General features: G+C 45.2%; 17 protein-coding genes and 1 riboswitch. Of the genes, 13 read left to right on the forward strand and 4 right to left on the reverse strand.

Translation table 11 applies throughout. The features are described 5' to 3' along the window. Positions 1 to 19: 19 nt before the first annotated feature. Positions 20 to 161, forward strand: a riboswitch (yybP-ykoY riboswitch). 72 nt (positions 162 to 233) lie between these two features. The 7 genes from ACNPNW_RS01160 (at position 234) to recJ (ending at position 7,775) form a co-directional block, all read left to right on the forward strand. After that, positions 234 to 809, forward strand: coding sequence for a TMEM165/GDT1 family protein (locus ACNPNW_RS01160; RefSeq protein WP_004729168.1), 576 nt, complete (start codon positions 234 to 236; stop codon positions 807 to 809). A gap of 184 nt (positions 810 to 993) precedes the next feature. Beyond that, on the forward strand, positions 994 to 1,791 hold the full coding sequence (locus tag ACNPNW_RS01165; protein ID WP_448766406.1) for an oxygen-binding di-iron domain-containing protein: 798 nt from the start codon (positions 994 to 996) through the stop codon (positions 1,789 to 1,791). Positions 1,792 to 1,888: 97 nt separating this feature from the next. Then, a complete protein-coding gene (locus ACNPNW_RS01170; protein ID WP_448766407.1) occupies positions 1,889 to 2,254 on the forward strand; it encodes a YkgJ family cysteine cluster protein in 366 nt (121 codons plus the stop codon). Between the two features lie 225 nt (positions 2,255 to 2,479). Further along, positions 2,480 to 3,946 carry an IMP dehydrogenase gene (guaB, locus tag ACNPNW_RS01175; RefSeq protein WP_004281332.1) on the forward strand — a complete coding sequence of 489 codons (1,467 nt, stop codon included), beginning with the start codon at positions 2,480 to 2,482 and terminating at the stop codon, positions 3,944 to 3,946. 123 nt (positions 3,947 to 4,069) lie between these two features. Then, positions 4,070 to 5,401 (forward strand): phosphoglucosamine mutase, encoded by a 1,332-nt coding sequence (glmM, locus tag ACNPNW_RS01180; protein WP_448766408.1) that lies wholly within the window; start codon positions 4,070 to 4,072, stop codon positions 5,399 to 5,401. A gap of 14 nt (positions 5,402 to 5,415) precedes the next feature. Further along, positions 5,416 to 6,072, forward strand: a complete 657-nt coding sequence (gene pdxH, locus ACNPNW_RS01185) for a pyridoxamine 5'-phosphate oxidase (protein ID WP_004281335.1) — start codon at positions 5,416 to 5,418, stop codon at positions 6,070 to 6,072. A gap of 2 nt (positions 6,073 to 6,074) precedes the next feature. Continuing rightward, a complete protein-coding gene (gene recJ / locus ACNPNW_RS01190; RefSeq protein WP_448766409.1) occupies positions 6,075 to 7,775 on the forward strand; it encodes a single-stranded-DNA-specific exonuclease RecJ in 1,701 nt (566 codons plus the stop codon). Positions 7,776 to 7,828: 53 nt separating this feature from the next. Here the strand turns inward: recJ and ACNPNW_RS01195 are convergent, their stop codons facing one another. Beyond that, a complete protein-coding gene (locus ACNPNW_RS01195) occupies positions 7,829 to 8,566 on the reverse strand; it encodes a putative porin (RefSeq protein WP_448766410.1) in 738 nt (245 codons plus the stop codon). A gap of 175 nt (positions 8,567 to 8,741) precedes the next feature. Next, positions 8,742 to 9,521 carry a putative porin gene (locus ACNPNW_RS01200; RefSeq protein WP_005245738.1) on the reverse strand — a complete coding sequence of 260 codons (780 nt, stop codon included), beginning with the start codon at positions 9,519 to 9,521 and terminating at the stop codon, positions 8,742 to 8,744. 500 nt (positions 9,522 to 10,021) lie between these two features. Here ACNPNW_RS01200 and prfB point away from each other — a divergent pair. The 5 genes from prfB to ACNPNW_RS01225 all read left to right on the forward strand — a co-directional run bounded on the left by prfB (position 10,022) and on the right by ACNPNW_RS01225 (position 15,073). Beyond that, positions 10,022 to 11,117, forward strand: a protein-coding gene (gene prfB, locus ACNPNW_RS01205) for a peptide chain release factor 2 (RefSeq protein WP_253144869.1) whose coding sequence is annotated in 2 segments (ribosomal slippage) — positions 10,022 to 10,093 and positions 10,095 to 11,117 — 1,095 coding nt in all. Because the reading frame shifts where the segments join, the coding sequence is not laid out codon by codon here. 147 nt (positions 11,118 to 11,264) lie between these two features. Beyond that, entirely contained in the window at positions 11,265 to 11,564 is a 300-nt protein-coding gene (locus ACNPNW_RS01210; protein WP_004281346.1) for an ArsR/SmtB family transcription factor, read from the forward strand. A 15-nt stretch (positions 11,565 to 11,579) separates the two neighbouring features. Next, the gene (locus ACNPNW_RS01215; protein ID WP_148335088.1) at positions 11,580 to 12,665 is read left to right on the forward strand and encodes an alkene reductase; all 1,086 of its coding nucleotides are present in this window, start codon (positions 11,580 to 11,582) and stop codon (positions 12,663 to 12,665) included. 82 nt (positions 12,666 to 12,747) lie between these two features. Beyond that, positions 12,748 to 14,028, forward strand: a complete 1,281-nt coding sequence (locus tag ACNPNW_RS01220) for a 3-deoxy-D-manno-octulosonic acid transferase (protein WP_148335090.1) — start codon at positions 12,748 to 12,750, stop codon at positions 14,026 to 14,028. A gap of 331 nt (positions 14,029 to 14,359) precedes the next feature. Continuing rightward, a complete protein-coding gene (locus tag ACNPNW_RS01225) occupies positions 14,360 to 15,073 on the forward strand; it encodes a 16S rRNA (uracil(1498)-N(3))-methyltransferase (protein ID WP_148335092.1) in 714 nt (237 codons plus the stop codon). Here the strand turns inward: ACNPNW_RS01225 and ACNPNW_RS01230 are convergent. Together ACNPNW_RS01230 and ACNPNW_RS01235 are read right to left on the reverse strand one after the other, a co-directional pair. After that, on the reverse strand, positions 15,047 to 16,027 hold the full coding sequence (locus ACNPNW_RS01230; protein ID WP_448766411.1) for a mechanosensitive ion channel family protein: 981 nt from the start codon (positions 16,025 to 16,027) through the stop codon (positions 15,047 to 15,049). The genes ACNPNW_RS01225 and ACNPNW_RS01230 overlap by 27 nt on opposite strands. Before the next feature lie 106 nt (positions 16,028 to 16,133). Next, the gene (locus tag ACNPNW_RS01235; RefSeq protein WP_448766412.1) at positions 16,134 to 16,712 is read right to left on the reverse strand and encodes a DUF805 domain-containing protein; all 579 of its coding nucleotides are present in this window, start codon (positions 16,710 to 16,712) and stop codon (positions 16,134 to 16,136) included. A gap of 269 nt (positions 16,713 to 16,981) precedes the next feature. Between ACNPNW_RS01235 and acs the strand changes: the two genes are divergently transcribed. Then, on the forward strand, positions 16,982 to 18,928 hold the full coding sequence (acs, locus tag ACNPNW_RS01240) for an acetate--CoA ligase (RefSeq protein ID WP_448766413.1): 1,947 nt from the start codon (positions 16,982 to 16,984) through the stop codon (positions 18,926 to 18,928). Positions 18,929 to 18,965 lie beyond the last annotated feature (37 nt).

The raw sequence follows: 18,965 nt of genomic DNA on the forward strand, positions 1-18,965 counted from the left end.
CTATTTGATTCTATACTTGGCACACTTCATTGGGGAGTAGCCGCCTTTTGCGCAAAGCAGAAGGGTGATGGTCAACATATTTGCTCAACCGGGCATGGTCATCATAGCAAAGAACCAAGTCAGCTTTCCCAAGCTTTCTTTTGTTGGCAAGACCTTTGATTTACCACTCTGCAGATTTTGGCTAGCAGGAGCGGTGAGTCATTGGTATTGGATGCTAGCCAGAGAAAGACCTCATGTATGAATTCCTACTGTCGACTGCAATCGTAGCACTGGCTGAAATGGGTGATAAAACCCAACTGCTGGCTTTGCTGCTTGCTGCACGTTTTCGCAAACCTGTTCCTATTTTAGTTGCTATTTTATTGGCGACGCTGATTAATCACGGCCTTTCTGCGGTATTGGGACAATGGGTGACCACGGTGATCGGGCCAGAGGTGCTGTTGTGGATCGTCTCGATTGGCTTTATCGCAATGGCTGTCTGGATGCTGATTCCGGATGAACTCGGGGATGAAAATGCCAGTATCAATAAATGGCAAAAATTCGGGGTATTTGGTGCGACCTTTATTCTGTTCTTTCTGGCAGAAATTGGTGACAAAACCCAAATTGCCACAGTTGCACTGGCAGCACGTTTCGATAGCGTCTTTTGGGTCATGCTCGGTACCACTTTGGGCATGATGCTGGCCAATGCACCTGCAGTATTTTTGGGAGATAAACTGGCGAACAGACTTCCGATCAGCCTGATTCATAAAATTGGTGCGGCGATTTTCCTGGTGATTGGTGTCGCAACACTGGCTCAACATTATTTCTTTTAAATCATAAAATAATAAATTACATGAATCCTGAGTTAAAGACTCAGGATTTTTTATGGTTAAAATTCTCTCAAAACCTTGATAAATAGTGTGATATAGCTAGTTTTATTGATTGTAAGTTTGATTAATTCCTTATATTTTATACGGGTATAAAAACGTTATTTTTATTATAAATTGGGGGATTTACATGGCTTTTGAACGCACCACATCGCAGGTTCTGTTTGATAACGGGACACATAAATGCATCAGTTTTACCAGTCTGGTCAAAGGTGAAGGCGTTCAGGCAAACCAGTTTCTGATCATTGATCATGAGCGCGCGGCGGTACTTGATCCGGGTGGTGATTTAACCTATGTGCCGCTGACCATGGAACTGAATAAATACACCCGTTTGACCAATCTGGATTATGTCATGGCCTCGCACCAGGACCCGGATATCATCACCTCGATGCCACGCTGGCTGGTCTATACGGACGCCAAAGTCGTCGCATCCAAGCTGTGGGCGCGCTTCTTGCCACACTTAAACTCGGCCTTTATGAGTGACCGGATGAAAGGCAACTGGTTGGATCGATTGGTGGAGCTTCCGGATCATGGTCAAATCATTCCGCTTGGCCAATCACATATTGTGGCGGTGCCGGCGCATTTTCTGCATTCGGTGGGGAATTTCCAGTTTTATGATCCGATTGCCAAGATTTTATTTTCAGGTGATATGGGCGCGTCTATGGTAGAAGATGCAGCCAAACCACTGGAAAATTTTGCTGCGCATATTCCGAAAATGAAAAGCTTTCATCAACGCTATATGTGCAATAACAAGGTCATTCGTCTTTGGGTGCAAATGGTGCGCGGTATGGAGATCGAGATGATTGTGCCGCAGCATGGCACGCCATTTGTCGGCAAAGAGCAGATTAACCAGTTTCTGGACTGGATTGAAACGTTGCAATGCGGCACTGACCTGATGGATGAAACGGTTTTTACCTGTCCTGAATAGTTCACACAAAAAATAATTTTTTTCTTGTGTGGAAAAACAACATTTTTTATATTTCTTCTCCAAAAAACTTTTTTTTGATGACGAGAACTTATAAGAAATGTTGTCTCAAGTTCCAAAACCGGATGCATGTTTAAGCTGCGGGGCGTGCTGCGCCTATTTCCGGGTTTCGTTCTATTGGGCTGAAGGTATTCATATGCCTGAGCACTATACCGAACCTGTGACAGCAGTCTATTCATGTATGGCTGGAACCAATCAAAAAAATCCACGCTGTATCGCACTTGATGGCACCATCGGCCAGCAGGTGAGCTGCGGCATGTATGAGCAGCGTAGTTCATCCTGCAAAGAAGTGCAGATTACCGATGAGCAATGCAATAAGGCACGTATTGCACACAATATGTTGCCCTTTGTCCAGATTGAAACTGATGAAGCCGACAATGATGACAGTTTTGAATATGTCAGCTAAATCCATCCAAAGCAGAGCTTAGGCTCTGCTTTTCACTTCATTAAAATGATCGGGGTATATTTTAAAATAGGGAACTTCATGATCGGACGTATTATTGATACTGTTTTAGCACCCACATAGATCTGCGTGTACGAAGCTTGAATAAAAAAATAATTTTGCAATTGCAATGAAATTTAAGCCGATATTTGTTTATAATAGTGCACGGAAATTACCAGTGAGACTGTTATGTTGACCATCGTTCAAGACGCGTTAACCTTCGATGATGTCCTATTACTCCCTGCCTATTCTACTGTTCTTCCAAAAGATGTCTCCCTAAAGACACGTTTAACTCGTGGCATTAACCTGAATATTCCTCTTGTGTCTGCAGCAATGGATACGGTGACTGAGTCCCGTATGGCAATTGCAATGGCGCAAAATGGTGGTATCGGTATTTTGCACAAGAACATGGATATCGCGGTTCAGGCTGCAGAAGTGCGCCGTGTGAAAAAATTCGAAGCGGGTATGGTCAAAGACCCGATTACAGTCACTCCTGAAACCACAGTACGTGAACTGATTGCGTTGACTCAAGCCAACAATATCAGTGGTGTACCCGTTGTGAAAGATGGCAAAGTGGTGGGTATCGTGACCGGTCGTGATACACGCTTTGAAACCAATCTTGAGCAGCCAGTCAGCAATATCATGACTGGTCAGGATCGCCTGGTGACAGTTCGTGAAGGCGAATCGAAAGAAAATATCCAAGCTTTATTGCAACAGCACCGTATTGAAAAAGTATTGGTGGTCAACGATCAGCAAGAGCTGAAAGGCTTAATTACGGTAACCGATTTCCGTAAAGCTGAATTGTATCCAAATAGCTGTAAAGATGACCTGGGTCGTCTGCGTGTTGGTGCTGCTGTCGGTACTGGTGCAGAAACGCCAAGCCGCGTAGAAGCCTTGGTTGATGCAGGTGTGGACGTGATTGTAGTCGATACTGCACATGGCCATTCTGCAGGTGTAATCGAGCGTGTACGTTGGGTTAAGGCCAATTATCCACAAGTTCAGGTGATTGGCGGTAACATCGCGACAGGTGATGCTGCGCTGGCGTTACTTGATGCAGGTGCGGATGCCGTTAAAGTTGGTATTGGTCCTGGTTCAATCTGTACCACGCGTATTGTGGCGGGTATTGGTATGCCACAGATCTCTGCGATTGATTCTGTTGCCAATGCGCTGAAAGATCAGATTCCTTTGATCGCAGATGGCGGTATTCGTTTCTCTGGCGATATGGCCAAAGCGATTGGTGCGGGCGCAAGCACGATTATGGTTGGTTCATTGATGGCCGGTACTGAAGAAGCACCAGGCGAAGTTGAATTCTTCCAGGGCCGTTACTACAAGGCTTATCGCGGTATGGGTTCATTGGGCGCGATGGCGGGTGCGACAGGTTCTGCTGACCGTTACTTCCAGGACTCCAAGGCCGGTGCCGAGAAGCTGGTTCCTGAAGGTATTGAAGGTCGTGTACCGTACAAAGGCCCAATGGGTAATATCGTACATCAGATGATGGGCGGCCTACGTTCTTCAATGGGTTATACCGGTTCTGCGACGATTGAAGACCTGCGTCAAAATGCCAAGTTTGTGAAAATCACTTCTGCCGGTATGTCGGAGTCGCATGTACATGATGTGACCATTACCAAAGAAGCGCCAAACTATCGCGTAGGTTAATTTCCTGTGATTTAAAATTTTAAAAAGCCGTCATGCAAATGACGGCTTTTTTATTTTGGTGTAAAGTGTGACTCAAGGAAAAAAATGGGTGATATCAATCATCCGCTAAGAAGTGAGATAAAGATGAGTTATTTTGGTACGGATGGTATTCGTGGAAAATTTGGCGAATTGCCGATTACCCCTGAGTTTGCCCTGAAACTGGGATTTGCGGCTGGTAAAGTTTTAAAACGTCATAGTAAAAAATCCAAACCATTGGTGGTTCTGGGTAAAGATACCCGTTTGTCTGGTTATATCTTGGAAGCTGCCTTACAGGCAGGTTTAAATGCCGCTGGCGTTTATGTTCACCTTTTAGGTCCACTACCGACACCGGCGATTGCTCACTTGACCCGTGCCTTACATGCCAGCTTGGGTATTGTCATTTCCGCTTCGCATAACCCGTATTTTGATAATGGCATTAAGTTCTTCTCTGCGGAAGGTAAAAAATTGCCAGATGCTTTACAAGACGAAATTAATCAGGAACTTAAAAAAGATTTTGTGATTGAAGATACGGCGAATCTGGGTAAAAGTATCCGGGTTAAAGATGCCAACGGTCGCTATATTGAATTCTGTAAATCGACGTTCCCGTATCATCTGGATCTGAATGAACTCACCATTGTGGTGGATTGTGCCAATGGTGCAGCCTATAACGTGGGACCTGCAGTGTTCCGTGAACTGGGCGCACGTGTAATTGCGATTCACAATGAGCCGAGCGGTTTAAATATTAATGAGGGCTGTGGTTCAACCCATCCGGAAAGCTTGCAACAAGCCGTGATTCAACATCAAGCGGATTTGGGTATTGCCTTTGATGGGGATGCTGACCGTGTGGTTCTCGTAGATAAAGCCGGTAATCTGATTGATGGCGACCATATTCTTTATATTCTTGCGACTCAAAGCTCGAAAAAACCGGCAGGTATCGTCGGTACCTTAATGAGCAATATGGCGCTGGAACTGGCGCTGGAAAAAGCACAAGTGCCGTTATTACGTGCCAAAGTCGGCGACCGTTATGTATTGCAAGGTCTGGAAGAAAATGGCTGGGTAATTGGCGGTGAGCCTTCTGGTCATATTCTGACTTTAGACAAGAGCACCACAGGCGACGCCATTATTGCAGCCCTGCAAGTTTTAACCGTGATGGTTGAGCAGAAAAAAGCTCTGCATGAACTTGTGGCTGACTTTAAACTGTTGCCCAATGTCTTGGTCAATGTACGTTTAAATGCCATGTTTGATCCTTATTCAGTGCCTGCACTGGCAGCTGAATTTGAAAAAGCCGAACAGCAGCTTAAAGGTCGTGGCCGTTTATTGATTCGTAAATCTGGCACAGAACCTGTCATTCGTGTGATGGTCGAAGGCGATGATCTGGCTGAAGTCACCACACTTGCAAACAGCCTGGCAGATGCTGTGCGTGCCAATGCAGCTTAACGGGAACATAGATAATGAGTGATCTGATCAAGGATCTGAGTGAACTACGCCTGAATTATGAAAAAGGCGAGTTACAGGAACAGCAAGTCAATCCGAATCCGCATATGCAGTTCTTGCAATGGTTTAACCATGCACTGGAAGCAAAATTGCACGAGCCCTATGCCATGTCGTTGGCAACAGCCAATGCACAAGGCCGTCCGCATGTGCGTACGGTATTGCTGCGTGGAGCGACTGACGCAGGGTATGATTTTTATACCAACTATGATAGTCAAAAAGGTCTGGATCTGGCTAAAAATCCTTATGCCGAACTGTTGTTCTACTGGCAGGATCAGGAGCGCCAGATTCGTATTTCAGGTCGTGTAAAGAAAATATCGGAAGAAGAATCGACCGACTATTATCATAAACGTCCACGCGAAAGCCAGATTGCCGCGCATATCAGTACCCCGCAAAGTGGCATCGTGGCTAGTCGTGAGGAATTGCAGCAACGTTTTTGGGATTTGCATACCCAGGTTGCCAATCAGCAACAGCTGGACAAGCCGGTATTCTGGGGCGGTTATCGTCTCGAACCCGATTATTATGAATTCTGGCAGGGTCGTCCGAACCGTTTGCATGACCGTTTAAGTTATCGCAAAACCGATGCCGGCTGGACTTTAGAGCGCTTAATGCCATAACCATGCAAAAACTGGAAATCAAACAACGTCCATTGCTGACACGCCCTGAAAATTTACCGGGCGTCCCTGCATTTGTGGCCGAGATTCTGGCTCGTCGTGGGGTGGAATCCGAGCAGGAACTTGAGCTCAAGCTGAAGCATTTGCTGGCACCGACCATGAAAGGCTTGCCTGAAGCCATTCAATTGATGGATCAGGCGATTGATCATGGCCAGAAAATCGTGATTGTCGGCGATTATGATGCCGATGGCGCGACCAGTACTGCACTCATGGTGCTGGCACTGCGTGATATGGGCGCCAATGTTGAATATCTGGTACCAGACCGTTTTAAATATGGTTATGGATTGACGCCCGTAATTGCAGATCTAGCCTTTGTCAGTTTCACACCTGATTTACTGCTTACCGTGGACAATGGCATTTCCAGCCATGACGGAGTCAAACAGGCACAAGATCATGGCATGCAGGTGATCATTACTGATCACCATCTGACGACCAAGCCGACACCAAAAGCCGAAGCCGTGGTCAATCCCAATCAGCTCGGTTGCGACTTTCCAAGCAAAGCACTGGCTGGGGTCGGGGTGGCTTTTTATATACTGGCCAATCTGTCTACCCATCGCAAGAAACTTGGAAAATCCTCTACGGTAATTACCAATTATCTTGATCTGGTGGCACTCGGTACTTATGCCGATGTCGCGAGTCTGGACTATAACAACCGGATTCTGGTCGATGCAGGGTTGAAACGGATCCAGCAAGGGTTATGCCGAGCAGGAATCAGTGCGCTACTTGATATTGCAAAGCGTGATCCTGCTGGTCTGAAAGCTCAAGATTTGGGCTTTGTTTTAGGCCCACGGATTAACGCGGCTGGACGCATGGAAACTATGGATATCGGGATCGAATGTTTGCTGGCTTCTGATCTGACAACTGCTTATCCACTGGCTGAACAGCTGAATCAGCTCAATGTCGAACGCCGTCAGGTGGAAGGTAAAATCAAGCAGGAAGCCTTGCTTGAGCTGGATAAAATCCAGTGGGATGCCACTGAACTACCTGCTGCGTTGATCATGTTTGAACAGCATTGGCATCAGGGAGTGATCGGGATTGTAGCAGGGCGTTTAAAAGAGCAGTTCCATCGTCCGAGTATTGTTTTTGCCGCGGATCAGGATGGGATTCATATCAAAGGTTCGGCGCGTTCGATTGAAGGTATTCATATTCGTGATGCGATTGAACAGGTGGCAGAGCAATATCCTCATTTAGTCAGTCATTTTGGTGGCCATGCAGCAGCAGCCGGTTTAACCCTGAAAAAAGAAAATTTCGCCGAGTTTAAGCAGGTCTTTGAAGTACTGATTGGTGCGATGGATGAGGATTTATTCACTGCGACTTTATGGACGGATGGAGAGCTGCCAGCTTCTGCTTTTCACATTGAAACAGTCGATTTATTACAGAATTTAAGTCCATGGGGGCAAAAATTCCCCCAACCGATTTTTGATGGTGTGTTCAAAATCATGGACTATCGTTGGCTCAAAGATGTGCATCTTAAATTACGTGTGGCATTGGAGAATGGGCAGGTCGTGGATGCAATCGCCTTCAATGCAGCGGATAAATATGACTTTGATCCGATGAAAGATACGCGTTTAGTCTATGAACTGGATAGAAATGTCTTTAATGGCAATGTCAGTTTTCAAATGCGGATTATCCATTTGGAACAATAGGCCATAAAAAAAACCGCTCGGGTGAGCGGTTTTTTTGCTTTTAATCGGAGAGATTAGAAGCGGTATGCACCACGTACGCCAAAGATATCAGCATTATCAGCGAAATTAATCGAACCTTCTAAGCTAACTTGTTGGTTAAAGAATTTTTTGGCACGAATAGTAAAAACATCATTACCTTCTAGGTCTGAGTCAGAGAATCCTAAGCCAACACTGAAAGTTTTGTCTAGATATAAATCTGCACCTAGGTTATAAGCATCGATATCACCGAAACTTGCACCACCTTCGAAGTTCATATCGTATTGACCGACTTGTGTTACATATTTGGCACGTAAAGTTGGATCAATTTCATCGTCTGCATTTTCTTCAGAAATACCTACAAGACCAAGTGCTACTAATAAGCCAGGAACAGGTAAATAACCCGCTTCAGCAGCGTAACCAGTTATGTCACCAGCATCATTATCAAAATGAGCAATGTTACCACTTAAATAAAAGTCTGAATTTGGAACAAAATACTCAATACCAGCACCAATGCCAAACGTGTCTGAATCATCTTGATAGCTTAATACACCATTCACATTGCTGGCACGGTTTAAGAATGCAGCTTCATTCAAAGGTGAATTTTTGACTTGGACCGAGTTGAAGTAGTAAGTCCCATCGATAGCAAAACCTACATCCGAACCACCTTGGTCATGATCAAGAAGATCAATAGAAGCCCCAACTTCAGTTTGATAAGCGTGTGCAGTTCCCAGGCCAGCAAGAAGCGCTGTAGCAAGAGCAAGTTTCTTAAGCATTTAGATTTCTCTCTTTGTTATAAAAATATGACTGTTTGATGAACAGTTGTAACAAATTGTACAGTTTATATTCGCCCCGTCAATGTGCAAAAATACCTAAATGCTTGTTAAGAGTGCAATAAAAAAACCCATCCGAGGATGGGTTTTCTATGAATGACTAATTTTTGGTTTTAGATTAGAAGCGGTACTTCGCTGCTACACCAAAGGTATTGTAGTCATTGTTAAACTGTTCACCAAAGCCGACACGGCCTTCTAAGCTCACTTGCTGGTTAATGAACTTACGTGCATTGATACCAAATTCGCTCTTGTCGGTAATATCATTGTTGTGATAATCAGCACCGACACTCAAGGTTTTGTCGATGAAATAATCTGCTGCCAGATTGTATTCATCTAGATCACCAAACGCTGCACCTGCTTCCAGGTTGATATCTTTACCGTTGCTTAAGGTAGTCACGTATTTAGCACGTAATGTTGGATCTACACCATCATCCTCGTCGTTATCCCAACCTTTCACACCCGCCGCAATCAATAGGCCTGGCGCTGGTAGATAACCGACTTCTGCAGCATAAGTAGTTAAGTCATTATCTACCTCATTGTTATCTTGCAGATCATGACCATTGACGTTACCGCTTAGGTAGAAGTCAGAATTTGGTACGAAGTACTCTGCACCTACGCCATAACGATGCGCTTCAGAATCACCAATTTCATTATATTGATATTGCGCACTGACGTTACTTGCACGATCAAGGAATGCTGCTTCTGCTAATGGAGCATTACGTGTTTGAACTGGATTGAAGTAATATGTACCATCAACGCCGAAAGAACCGCTAGTTCCACCGTTGTCAGGATCAACCACTCCTGCTGATGCACCAATTTCTGCTTGGTAAGCATGTGCTGCTGTACCAGTCATTGCTATTGCTGAAAGTAGTGCCGAAGCAATCGCTAATTTTTTCATGGTTACTACCCCTCAAATCGTGAGTTAAAAACATTACACTTTTTGTTACAACTTTCAGTCTAGAGCAATTCCAAAGATCGTCAATCAAAGGAAAGTTACAGTAATGTGAATAGCGTAATCTTGTGTAATTTTTGCTGAACAAGTGACTGAATAATAAAATTAAATTTATAATGTAGTGTTTTATTAAAAGTGTGTAGATATTGTGGAATCTATTGAATTCGCTGATTTTTTATACAGACCAATAAGAAATCCTAAATTATAAAATCAATTGCAAAATTATATTTCGGTCATAAAACGGGGCTAAAAAGCCGATAAAAATTTCGGATAAAAAGACGCAAAAGAGTCTATGAGATGTTGAAAATTGGATGAGGGAAATACAGGTCTAAATGCTCAAGACATTCGAGCCTTAGACTGAATGGATCGTTAAAATAGCGGAAATAGACTGTGCTATAATATCGGGCTAAGAATTTTGTGCCTAATTTTGATTGAGAGTAATTCACGTGGAAATTAATCCGTATCTAAACCAATTAAAAGACTTAAACGAACGTGGTCAAACACTACGGGGGTATCTTTGACTACGATCTGAAAAAAGAGCGTTTAGAAGAAGTCCTGCGTGAATTAGAAGATCCAACCATCTGGAATGACCAGAGTCGTGCTCAAGCAATGGCCAAAGAAAAAGGCGAGCTTGAAAACGTATTAAATGTGCTGGATGGCTTAAGTACCCAGCTTGAAGATGCACAGGCTTTGCTTGATCTGGCGGTTGAAGCGGATGATGAAAGCTTGCTAGAAGACGTACAGGCTGAACTGAGCACGGCTGAAGAAGAACTGGCCAAGCTTGAATTTCGCCGTATGTTCAATAATCCGATGGATCCAAATCCTTGCTATCTGGAAATTCAAGCTGGTTCAGGCGGTACAGAAGCACAGGACTGGGCGTCTATGTTGCTACGTATGTATCTACGCTGGATTGAACGTCATGGCTTTAAAGCAGAAGTGATGGAAGAGTCTGATGGCGATGTGGCCGGCCTTAAATCTGCGACGATTCGTGTGGAAGGTGAGTACGCCTATGGCTGGTTGCGTACCGAATCAGGCGTACACCGTTTAGTGCGTAAGTCACCATTTGACTCAGGTAACCGTCGTCATACCTCGTTCTCTGCCGTGTTTGTGTCACCGGAAGTTGATGACAATATCGAAATTGAAATCAATCCGTCCGATGTTCGTACCGATACCTATCGTGCATCAGGGGCGGGTGGTCAGCATATTAACAAAACAGATTCTGCCGTGCGTTTAACCCATGCACCGACCGGAATTGTGGTGGCCTGTCAGAACCAGCGTTCACAACATGCCAACCGTGACCATGCCTGGAAGCAGTTACGTGCCAAACTTTATGAGCTCGAGATGAGCAAACGTAACGAAGCGGCACAAGCACTGGAAGATTCCAAGTCTGACATTGGGTGGGGTAGTCAGATCCGTTCTTATGTCCTGGATGATTCACGTATTAAGGATTTGCGTACAGGTGTGGAAAATTCCAATACTGGCGCAGTTCTGGACGGTGATCTGGACAAATTTATCGAAGCAAGCCTGAAACAGGGCTTGTAAGAAGTTGTTTAAATAGCTGGCGTAACCAAGCTTGTACAGATTGTGACTCTTATATCTAAATTATTCGATATATAAATCGTAAAAATACGATATAATGGTCGCAGATGCTGAATAAAGTTTCGTTGCGCCACTGATTGTGATGTGCCTATGGACCTTGATCTAATTTTTAAAGCCTTAGCCAATCCGACCCGTCGACAAATTCTGGAGTGGTTAAAATCTCCGGAGCAATATCTGTCTGCGGAAGAGTGTGGTGGCTTTCAACGTGGGGTCTGTGCAGGTCAAATTGAACGTTTGGGCCAGGTTTCCCAGTCCACCATGTCCAATCACCTGTCGGTGTTACAGCAGACTGGCCTGATCACTGCGACCAAGCATGGACAGTGGTCATATTTCTCCCGCAATGAAACTTTGATTCAACAATTTATCGAACACCTACAACAACACCTTTAACAGGTGGGAGTAACGATGGCTGAATTAAATTCTCCTTTAACGCTCGGTGCGTTAGAGCTTAAAAACCGTGTCATCATGGCGCCGCTGACCCGTAACCGCGCAACTGCTGATCGCGTTCCAACCCCAATGATGGTTGAGTACTATGCGCAACGTGCAAGTGCTGGCCTGATTATTTCTGAAGCCACAGTGATTTCTGAAGAAGCCAATGGCTATTTAAATACTCCAGGATTGTTTACCGATGCTCAGGTCGAAGGCTGGAAAAAGGTTACTCAAGCGGTTCATGAGAAGGGCGGTCTGATTGTTGCCCAGCTTTGGCATGTTGGTCGTGTATCGCATCCGGATCTGTTAAATGGTGAAACACCAGTCTCTGCAAGTGCAGTACAACAGGCGGGTCATGTCAGCTTGTTACGTCCAAAACGTCCTTATGTGTTGCCGCGTCCGCTGGAAATTTCGGAAATTCATGCCATTACCGAGCAATATAAGCAAGCCGCGATTCGTGCTAAAGAAGCCGGTTTTGATGGTGTTGAATTACATGCTGCCAATGGTTATCTGATTGACCAGTTCTTGCAAAGCAAAACCAATCAGCGTGAAGATGAATACGGCGGTTCAGTGGAAAATCGTACACGTTTCCTGCTAGAAGCAACTGATGCACTGATTGAAGTATGGGGCGCAGATCGTGTAGGGGTGCATTTTGCGCCGCGTTGTGATGATCATGACATGGGCGACAATGATCCACGTGAAACATTTGGCTATGCCATGGAGCAGCTGGGTAAGCGCAAGATTGCCTTCTTCTTTACCCGTGAATATCTGGCAGAAGACAGTATTTCTGAATATATGAAACAGCGCTCAAATGGAGTGCCTTATATTGCCAATATGCGCCTCAGCCGTGAAGATGCCATTGAATTACTGGCTTCAGGCAAGGCTGATGCGGTGGCTTTTGGTAAGGCGTATATTGCCAATCCGGATCTATACGAACGTCTGCTCGAAGATGCGCCGCTGAATGAACTGAAGCTGGAAAATATGATCGGAACCAATGTCGCGGAAGGCTATATTGATTATCCGACATTGGCTGAAGCAGAAGCTTTAACTACAGTAGAATAATCTAAAAATGAGCCACATTGATTAACATGTTGATGTGGCTCTGCTATATTCTGCCCATTGAATCTTTGGACAGGGGCGCAATGTGGCCACTCCATTTTGGTATAACGCAGCCTTGGCGCTGGTTAAACCCTTATATCAATCGCGTATCCGTAAACGTGCGACCGATCCTGAACAATTACAACAAGAACTGACAGAACGTTTCGGCCCGTTTCAGCCACCCAAAAACCTGCATGCCATCTGGTTTCATGTGGTGTCGGTGGGTGAAACCAATGCTGCCCAACCGTTAATTGAACATTATTTAAAACTTGGCCATCCGGTGCTGGTCACCAATACCACCAAAACCGGTCAGGCACGCGCTAAATCACTTTTTTTAAAAGCGCCTTATCTTGATTTGTTTCAAGCTGTCTATTTACCCGCTGACCAGAAAACTTTAATTCGTGAGTTTTATCAAAAATATCAGCCGAAACTTTTATTGCTGATGGAAACCGAGCTTTGGCCTAATCTGCTGGATCAGGCACCTCAGTTCAATGTACCAAGTGTATTGTTGAATGCGCGTCTGTCTGAAAAATCTGCCAAAGGCTATGCCAAGGTCAAAGGTCTGACCCGTGGCATGCTCAAGAATTTAACTAGTCTTTTGGCACAGGATACTGCCACCCAGCAGCGTTATATCCAGTTAGGAATCGCAACCGAAAAAACAAAGGTTTTGGGTAATATCAAGTTTGATATTACTGCACCTGAGCGCTTTATTCATCAGGCAGATCAGTTGAAACAGGAGTGGCAGCTAGCGGGTCGCAAAGTCATCACATTAGCCAGTACTCATGCACCTGAAGAAAAAGAAATTCTAAGTGCTTTAAAAGCTGCTTTAGAGACTGATCCAAATTTAGTCTGTATTGTGGTGCCACGTCATCCGGAACGTTTTGATGAGGTATTTCAGGCCGCACAGTCTTTGGGGTTAAAAATCCAGCGTCGTAGTCTAGGGCAACGTATTGAAGTAGATACCCAAGTGTATTTGGCTGATTCGATGGGGGAAATGTGGCTTTGGTATGCTTTAAGTCAGGCCTGTTATGTTGGTGGTTCTTTAAATGAGCCAGGTGGTGGACATAATATTCTGGAGCCGATTACGCTGAATGTGCCGACTGTTTTAGGCAAAAACTATTTTAACTTTCAGACCATCGTGGATGAGTTTGTTCAAGCGGATGCAGTCGCAGTAGTGCAGGATGCACAGCAGGCTACAGATGTCTTACTGGAGCTTTTGCAAGATCAGGTCAAGGCGGAAAATTTGAATGCGGCAGCGCAGCAAATTATGCAGTTAAATACGGGATCGCTTGCCAAGCATATTCAGGTGATTGATCAGTATCTTTAATTTATATTGATAAGTAACGGATATTAGATTTACCAAGATGGCAGGAGAAGCCTACACGATGGCAAGTTTATCTGTGCAGGTAAATGAGGCCGTTGTTAGCTAGATTCGTTCATAGAACTAATGAGCTAATTAGGAACTTTACTTTTGAAGGGTCAAAAGTAACAAGATCCTTTGCGGTACTGAAGGTACTTCCCGTACCTCAGTACCGCGGGCGGCATCCTTGCCGCCGGTCTAAATAGTGGATGTCGTCGGAGATTCTAATAAAGTTCTTTTAGTATCTGCAGTTTTGGTCGTAATCCTATTTTAAATTTTTTTGGTTTCTTTTAATTCTATGAATATCGTCCTGCTTGATCCACGTCAAACCGAAACTGAACTTTGGTCCATTACCTCAACTCGGCAACTGGAACATTTACAGCAGCATGTGCAGATTCAAGTGGGAGATACTTTAAAAGTCGGAATTCGAGAAAGTCAGCGCTACCTAACTGAAATTATTGAAATCTCTGAAAAAGCTGTGTGGCTAAAACCACTACAAGAAGAAGCTGTTCCAGAAAAATTGCCAGTGACTTTAATTGTTGCTTTGCCACGTCCGAAAGTGCTGCGCCGTCTGATCATGGACAGTGTCACCTTGGGTGTTGAAAAAATCATTTTACTGCATAGCTACCGCGTCGATAAAAGTTATTGGCAAACTCCATTTTTACAGCAGTTAAATCATTATATCGAATTGGGGCTAGAACAGGCAGGGGATACGGTTGCTCCAAAAATCGAGCTGTATAAACGTTTTAAACCCTTTGTTGAAGATATCTTGCCGGGTTTGATTAGTACAGATTGCCCGGCTTATGTGGCACATCCTTATGCAGAGCAGGCGATGCCATTTGCGATTGAGCATCCCTGTACGATTGTTATTGGTCCGGAAGGCGGATTTATTCCATATGAAGTCGATTTACTCATAAAAAACGGCTGTCAGGCTGTGAGTCTGGGCAACCGTATTATTCGTACAGAAACTGTGATTCCCTATGTTTTAGGTCGTCTGTTTAGCGCGGGCTGAGGCATCATCATTGCCTTCGCCGTGGTAGACTTTGACTTCCTGTACCGGATACGGAATCGAAATATTATGCTCGGCAAAAGCCTGAATCACCCGTTCCTGCACCGCACTGATTGAAGTTCCGGTGCCGGTTTCAGTGGTATCGACCCACCAGAAGGCTTTTAGGGTAATAGAAAAGTCAGCCAGCGCCGTGACGTTGACACTAAAGCCAGGCTGGCTCAGGATGGTTGGATCTTTATCTAAAATAGCGGTGATTAGGTCCTTGGCTTTCTGGATGTCATCTTCATAGCCGATACCAACCACGAATTCGCAGCGGCGACGGGTATAGGCAGTATTCACCGTGACCGCACTGGTGTAGACCGTTGCATTCGGAATGACGATACGACGGCCATCCGGTGAGCGTAAAAAGGTCGCACGAATTTGGATATCTTCAACCGTCCCTTCCATGCCATTCACGATAATATCGTCGCCAATCTTGAACGGTTCACTGAGCAGAATTAACACGCCAGAAAGCAGGTTCTGGAAAATATCCTTGAAGGCAAAACCGATCGCGACCGAACCAATTCCGAGGGCACTCATCAGCTGACCCGGGGTAAAGCCAGGAACCGCAATCACCAGTCCAATCAGAATACCAAAGAAAATAATAAAGGTACTGCCGACACGGTTGAGTACCAACACCAGATTCTGGCGGGTATAAGAGCGGTTTTCCAAAGTTTTACGTACGAAAAACTTGAAGACTTTGGAGAGTAACCAGAAAATCGTAATCACGATCAGTGCGATACAGAAATAAGGCACACGTTCCCAGAAACCTTCCATGATTTTGTCAATGGTGCTGTAGGCATCATTATACTTGGCGGTATGTTCAATCACGGTCTTGGTCGTTTTTTCAGTTGCCTGATGTAACAACTCCGTGGTGCCCTCAGTTACCTGGCTTAAGGTATTATTTTGCTCTGCCACAAAAATTCCACAATTCAAATTTTGCCTATTTTGCCTGATGTTCAGCAAAAAATTAATAAGGGCTCGAAGTCACCAGTGGATAATTTTAAAAATAACGGCACTGTTGTTAAAAGTATTTGGTGGTTTTTTGCATCATTTCCGTGGGGGTAGGTGACTGTTCTTCACCGCTCATATAACTGAATAAAGCGATAGATCCCAACAGGCTAAGCAGGGTCAGGATAATCATCAGCCAGGCCAGAATTTTTTCCCAGAGCAAAGTCATCCGTGCCGGACCATACTGATTACTGCCTCGATCGCCCGAACCAAAAACGATATAAAGCCATACAAAAATGTTTACTAACGGCAGCAAAAATAATAGCGCCCACCAGCCACTGCGGTTCATATCATGCAAACGGCGAACAGTCACCACTAAAGCGAAATACACATAGACCAGAACCATGACCAGTACACCGATACTGGCCAAGCCTTGCAGTGAAATCAGCCAGTTGGGATCCATGGAATGGGTAGAAATATTCACAATATCAATGCTGAGACCCAGTGCGATACTGCCAAATAAAAAGATGAAATACAGAAATGCCGACCAGGCAATAAAGCTCAAGCGTCCGAAGCGGCCTTTCATCGACAAGGGATGATCCGATGCAGGCAGCGCAGGCGGGTTAAAGTAGGGAGATTCAGGCGATTTCATAAAGCGTATCCTGCTAAATCAGATGAAATAACCACAAGCGGTCAATTTTATTTTTAAGGGCTGTGCTACAGATCATACACAGTTGCGCAGAAGATTCTGTACTGTAAGTTGTGGTTTATTTTGATTGAATTTGTATAAATAATCTACGACGAAAGCATGATTGCCGGATTTGAAATAAGCAGGCCATACTGCCATTATGCATAAAAAACAATCAACAACGCAGCATTAACCTCTCGTGATGAGATAGAACAAAATCAAGGAAGTGACCTATGCAAGAGATCTATCCAGTACCCGAAGAATTTAAAAAAACAGCACGTACGCTTGAAGATCAGTACTTCGAACGTTATCAGTATTCTATAGAACAGCCAGATAAATTTTGGGCAGAACAGGCGCAACGTCTGGACTGGATCAAGCCCTTTACCCAAGTCAAAAATACCAGTTTTAATAAAGACGATTTTAAAATCGAATGGTTTGCCGATGGTCAGCTCAATGTCAGTGCCAACTGTCTGGATCGGCACCTGAAAGAACATCCCTATAAACCGGCGATCATCTGGGAAGGGGATCATCCTTCGCGGCACAAGATTATTTCCTTTGCCGAACTGCATGATGAAACCTGCCGTTTTGCCAATGTGTTGAAGAAAAATGGCATCCAGAAAGGCGACCGGGTCATGCTGTATATGCCGATGGTCTCTGAAGCCGCGATTGCCATGCTGGCCTGTGCCCGGATCGGGGCGGTGCATTGCGTGGTATTTGGTGGTTTCTCGCCGGACTCCTTAGCCAGCCGGATTGAAGACTGTCAAGCGAAAATGGTGATTACAGCCGATTCCGGCATGCGCGGAGGTAAGGCCATTCCACTGAAAGCCAATGTCGATGAGGCACTAAAACTGGCGGGTACAGGCTCGATTCAAAATGTAATGGTGGTGCACCGCACCGGTAACCCGATCGAAATGCAGGACGGGCGTGATCTGTGGTATCACACGGAAATTATGTCAGTGAATGACATCTGTCCACCCGAACCGATGAATGCCGAAGATCCGCTGTTTATCCTGTATACCTCAGGTTCCACCGGCAAGCCCAAGGGCGTGATGCATACCACTGGCGGTTATCTGACCTATGTGAATTGCACCTTCCGTGAAGCATTTGATATCAAGCAGGATGATGTATTCTGGTGTACCGCAGATGTGGGCTGGATCACCGGGCATTCCTATGTACTGTATGGGCCACTTTCGAATGGTACCACCACCGTGATGTTTGAAGGTGTGCCGCAATATCCAAGCTGGGCGCGTACTGGACATATTGTTGATAAGCATAACGTGACCATTCTCTATACTGCACCGACCGCGATCCGCGCCATGATGCGTGAGGGCGATGCTTTTGTACGGGAAAGTGACCGTAGCAGCCTGAGAATTTTAGGATCGGTCGGTGAGCCAATTAATCCGGAAGCCTGGAACTGGTACTACACCGTGGTCGGTGAAAGCCGCTGTCCCGTCATCGATACCTGGTGGCAAACCGAAACTGGCGGTTTTATGATTACGCCATTGCCGGGTGCGACTGATTTAAAACCAGGTTCTGCGACACGGCCTTTCTTCGGGGTACAACCGGCTATTGTCGATGCCGATGGCAAGGAACTGGAGGGTGAAGCTGAGGGAAATCTGGTGATTAAGGATTCCTGGCCGGGTCAGATGCGTACCATTTGGGGAGACCCGGAGCGTTTTATTGAAGCTTATTTCTCTACCTATCCCGGTACTTATTTTACCGGAGATGGGGCGCGTCGCGATAAAGATGGTTATTACTGGATTACCGGCCGGGTGGATGATGTCCTGAATGTATCCGGACACCGTTTAGGTACTGCAGAAATTGAAAGTGCACTGGTGGCGCATGAATCGGTAGCAGAGGCCGCTGTAGTCGGTATGCCGCATGATATTAAAGGTCAGGGCATTTGTGCCTTTGTGACCTTACAGGCTGATGTTGCCAGTTCAGATCAATTACGTGGAGAACTGGTCAGCTGGGTACGCAAGATTCTTGGTCCAGTGGCTACACCAGACGCCTTGCACTGGGCACCGGCATTGCCAAAAACCCGTTCCGGGAAAATCATGCGCCGGATCTTACGAAAAATTGCAGCCGATGAGCTGGACAGTCTCGGAGATACTTCGACCCTGGCTGAACCGCAAGTGGTGGATCATCTGATCGCAGAGGTACAGCGTAATAACGCTTAAATTTAAACTTTTTAAATGCCGGCGTCCTGCCGGTATT

The organism is Acinetobacter endophylla (assembly GCF_053543775.1).

Coding starts and splice junctions, on each gene's coding strand:
- ACNPNW_RS01160 (WP_004729168.1), top strand. CDS start 234: ATGTATGAATTCCTACTGTCGACTGCAATCGTAGCACTGGCTGAAATG.
- ACNPNW_RS01165 (WP_448766406.1), top strand. CDS start 994: ATGGCTTTTGAACGCACCACATCGCAGGTTCTGTTTGATAACGGGACA.
- ACNPNW_RS01170 (WP_448766407.1), top strand. CDS start 1,889: ATGTTGTCTCAAGTTCCAAAACCGGATGCATGTTTAAGCTGCGGGGCG.
- guaB (WP_004281332.1), top strand. CDS start 2,480: ATGTTGACCATCGTTCAAGACGCGTTAACCTTCGATGATGTCCTATTA.
- glmM (WP_448766408.1), top strand. CDS start 4,070: ATGAGTTATTTTGGTACGGATGGTATTCGTGGAAAATTTGGCGAATTG.
- pdxH (WP_004281335.1), top strand. CDS start 5,416: ATGAGTGATCTGATCAAGGATCTGAGTGAACTACGCCTGAATTATGAA.
- recJ (WP_448766409.1), top strand. CDS start 6,075: ATGCAAAAACTGGAAATCAAACAACGTCCATTGCTGACACGCCCTGAA.
- ACNPNW_RS01195 (WP_448766410.1), bottom strand. CDS start 8,566: ATGCTTAAGAAACTTGCTCTTGCTACAGCGCTTCTTGCTGGCCTGGGA.
- ACNPNW_RS01200 (WP_005245738.1), bottom strand. CDS start 9,521: ATGAAAAAATTAGCGATTGCTTCGGCACTACTTTCAGCAATAGCAATG.
- ACNPNW_RS01210 (WP_004281346.1), top strand. CDS start 11,265: ATGGACCTTGATCTAATTTTTAAAGCCTTAGCCAATCCGACCCGTCGA.
- ACNPNW_RS01215 (WP_148335088.1), top strand. CDS start 11,580: ATGGCTGAATTAAATTCTCCTTTAACGCTCGGTGCGTTAGAGCTTAAA.
- ACNPNW_RS01225 (WP_148335092.1), top strand. CDS start 14,360: ATGAATATCGTCCTGCTTGATCCACGTCAAACCGAAACTGAACTTTGG.
- ACNPNW_RS01235 (WP_448766412.1), bottom strand. CDS start 16,712: ATGAAATCGCCTGAATCTCCCTACTTTAACCCGCCTGCGCTGCCTGCA.
- acs (WP_448766413.1), top strand. CDS start 16,982: ATGCAAGAGATCTATCCAGTACCCGAAGAATTTAAAAAAACAGCACGT.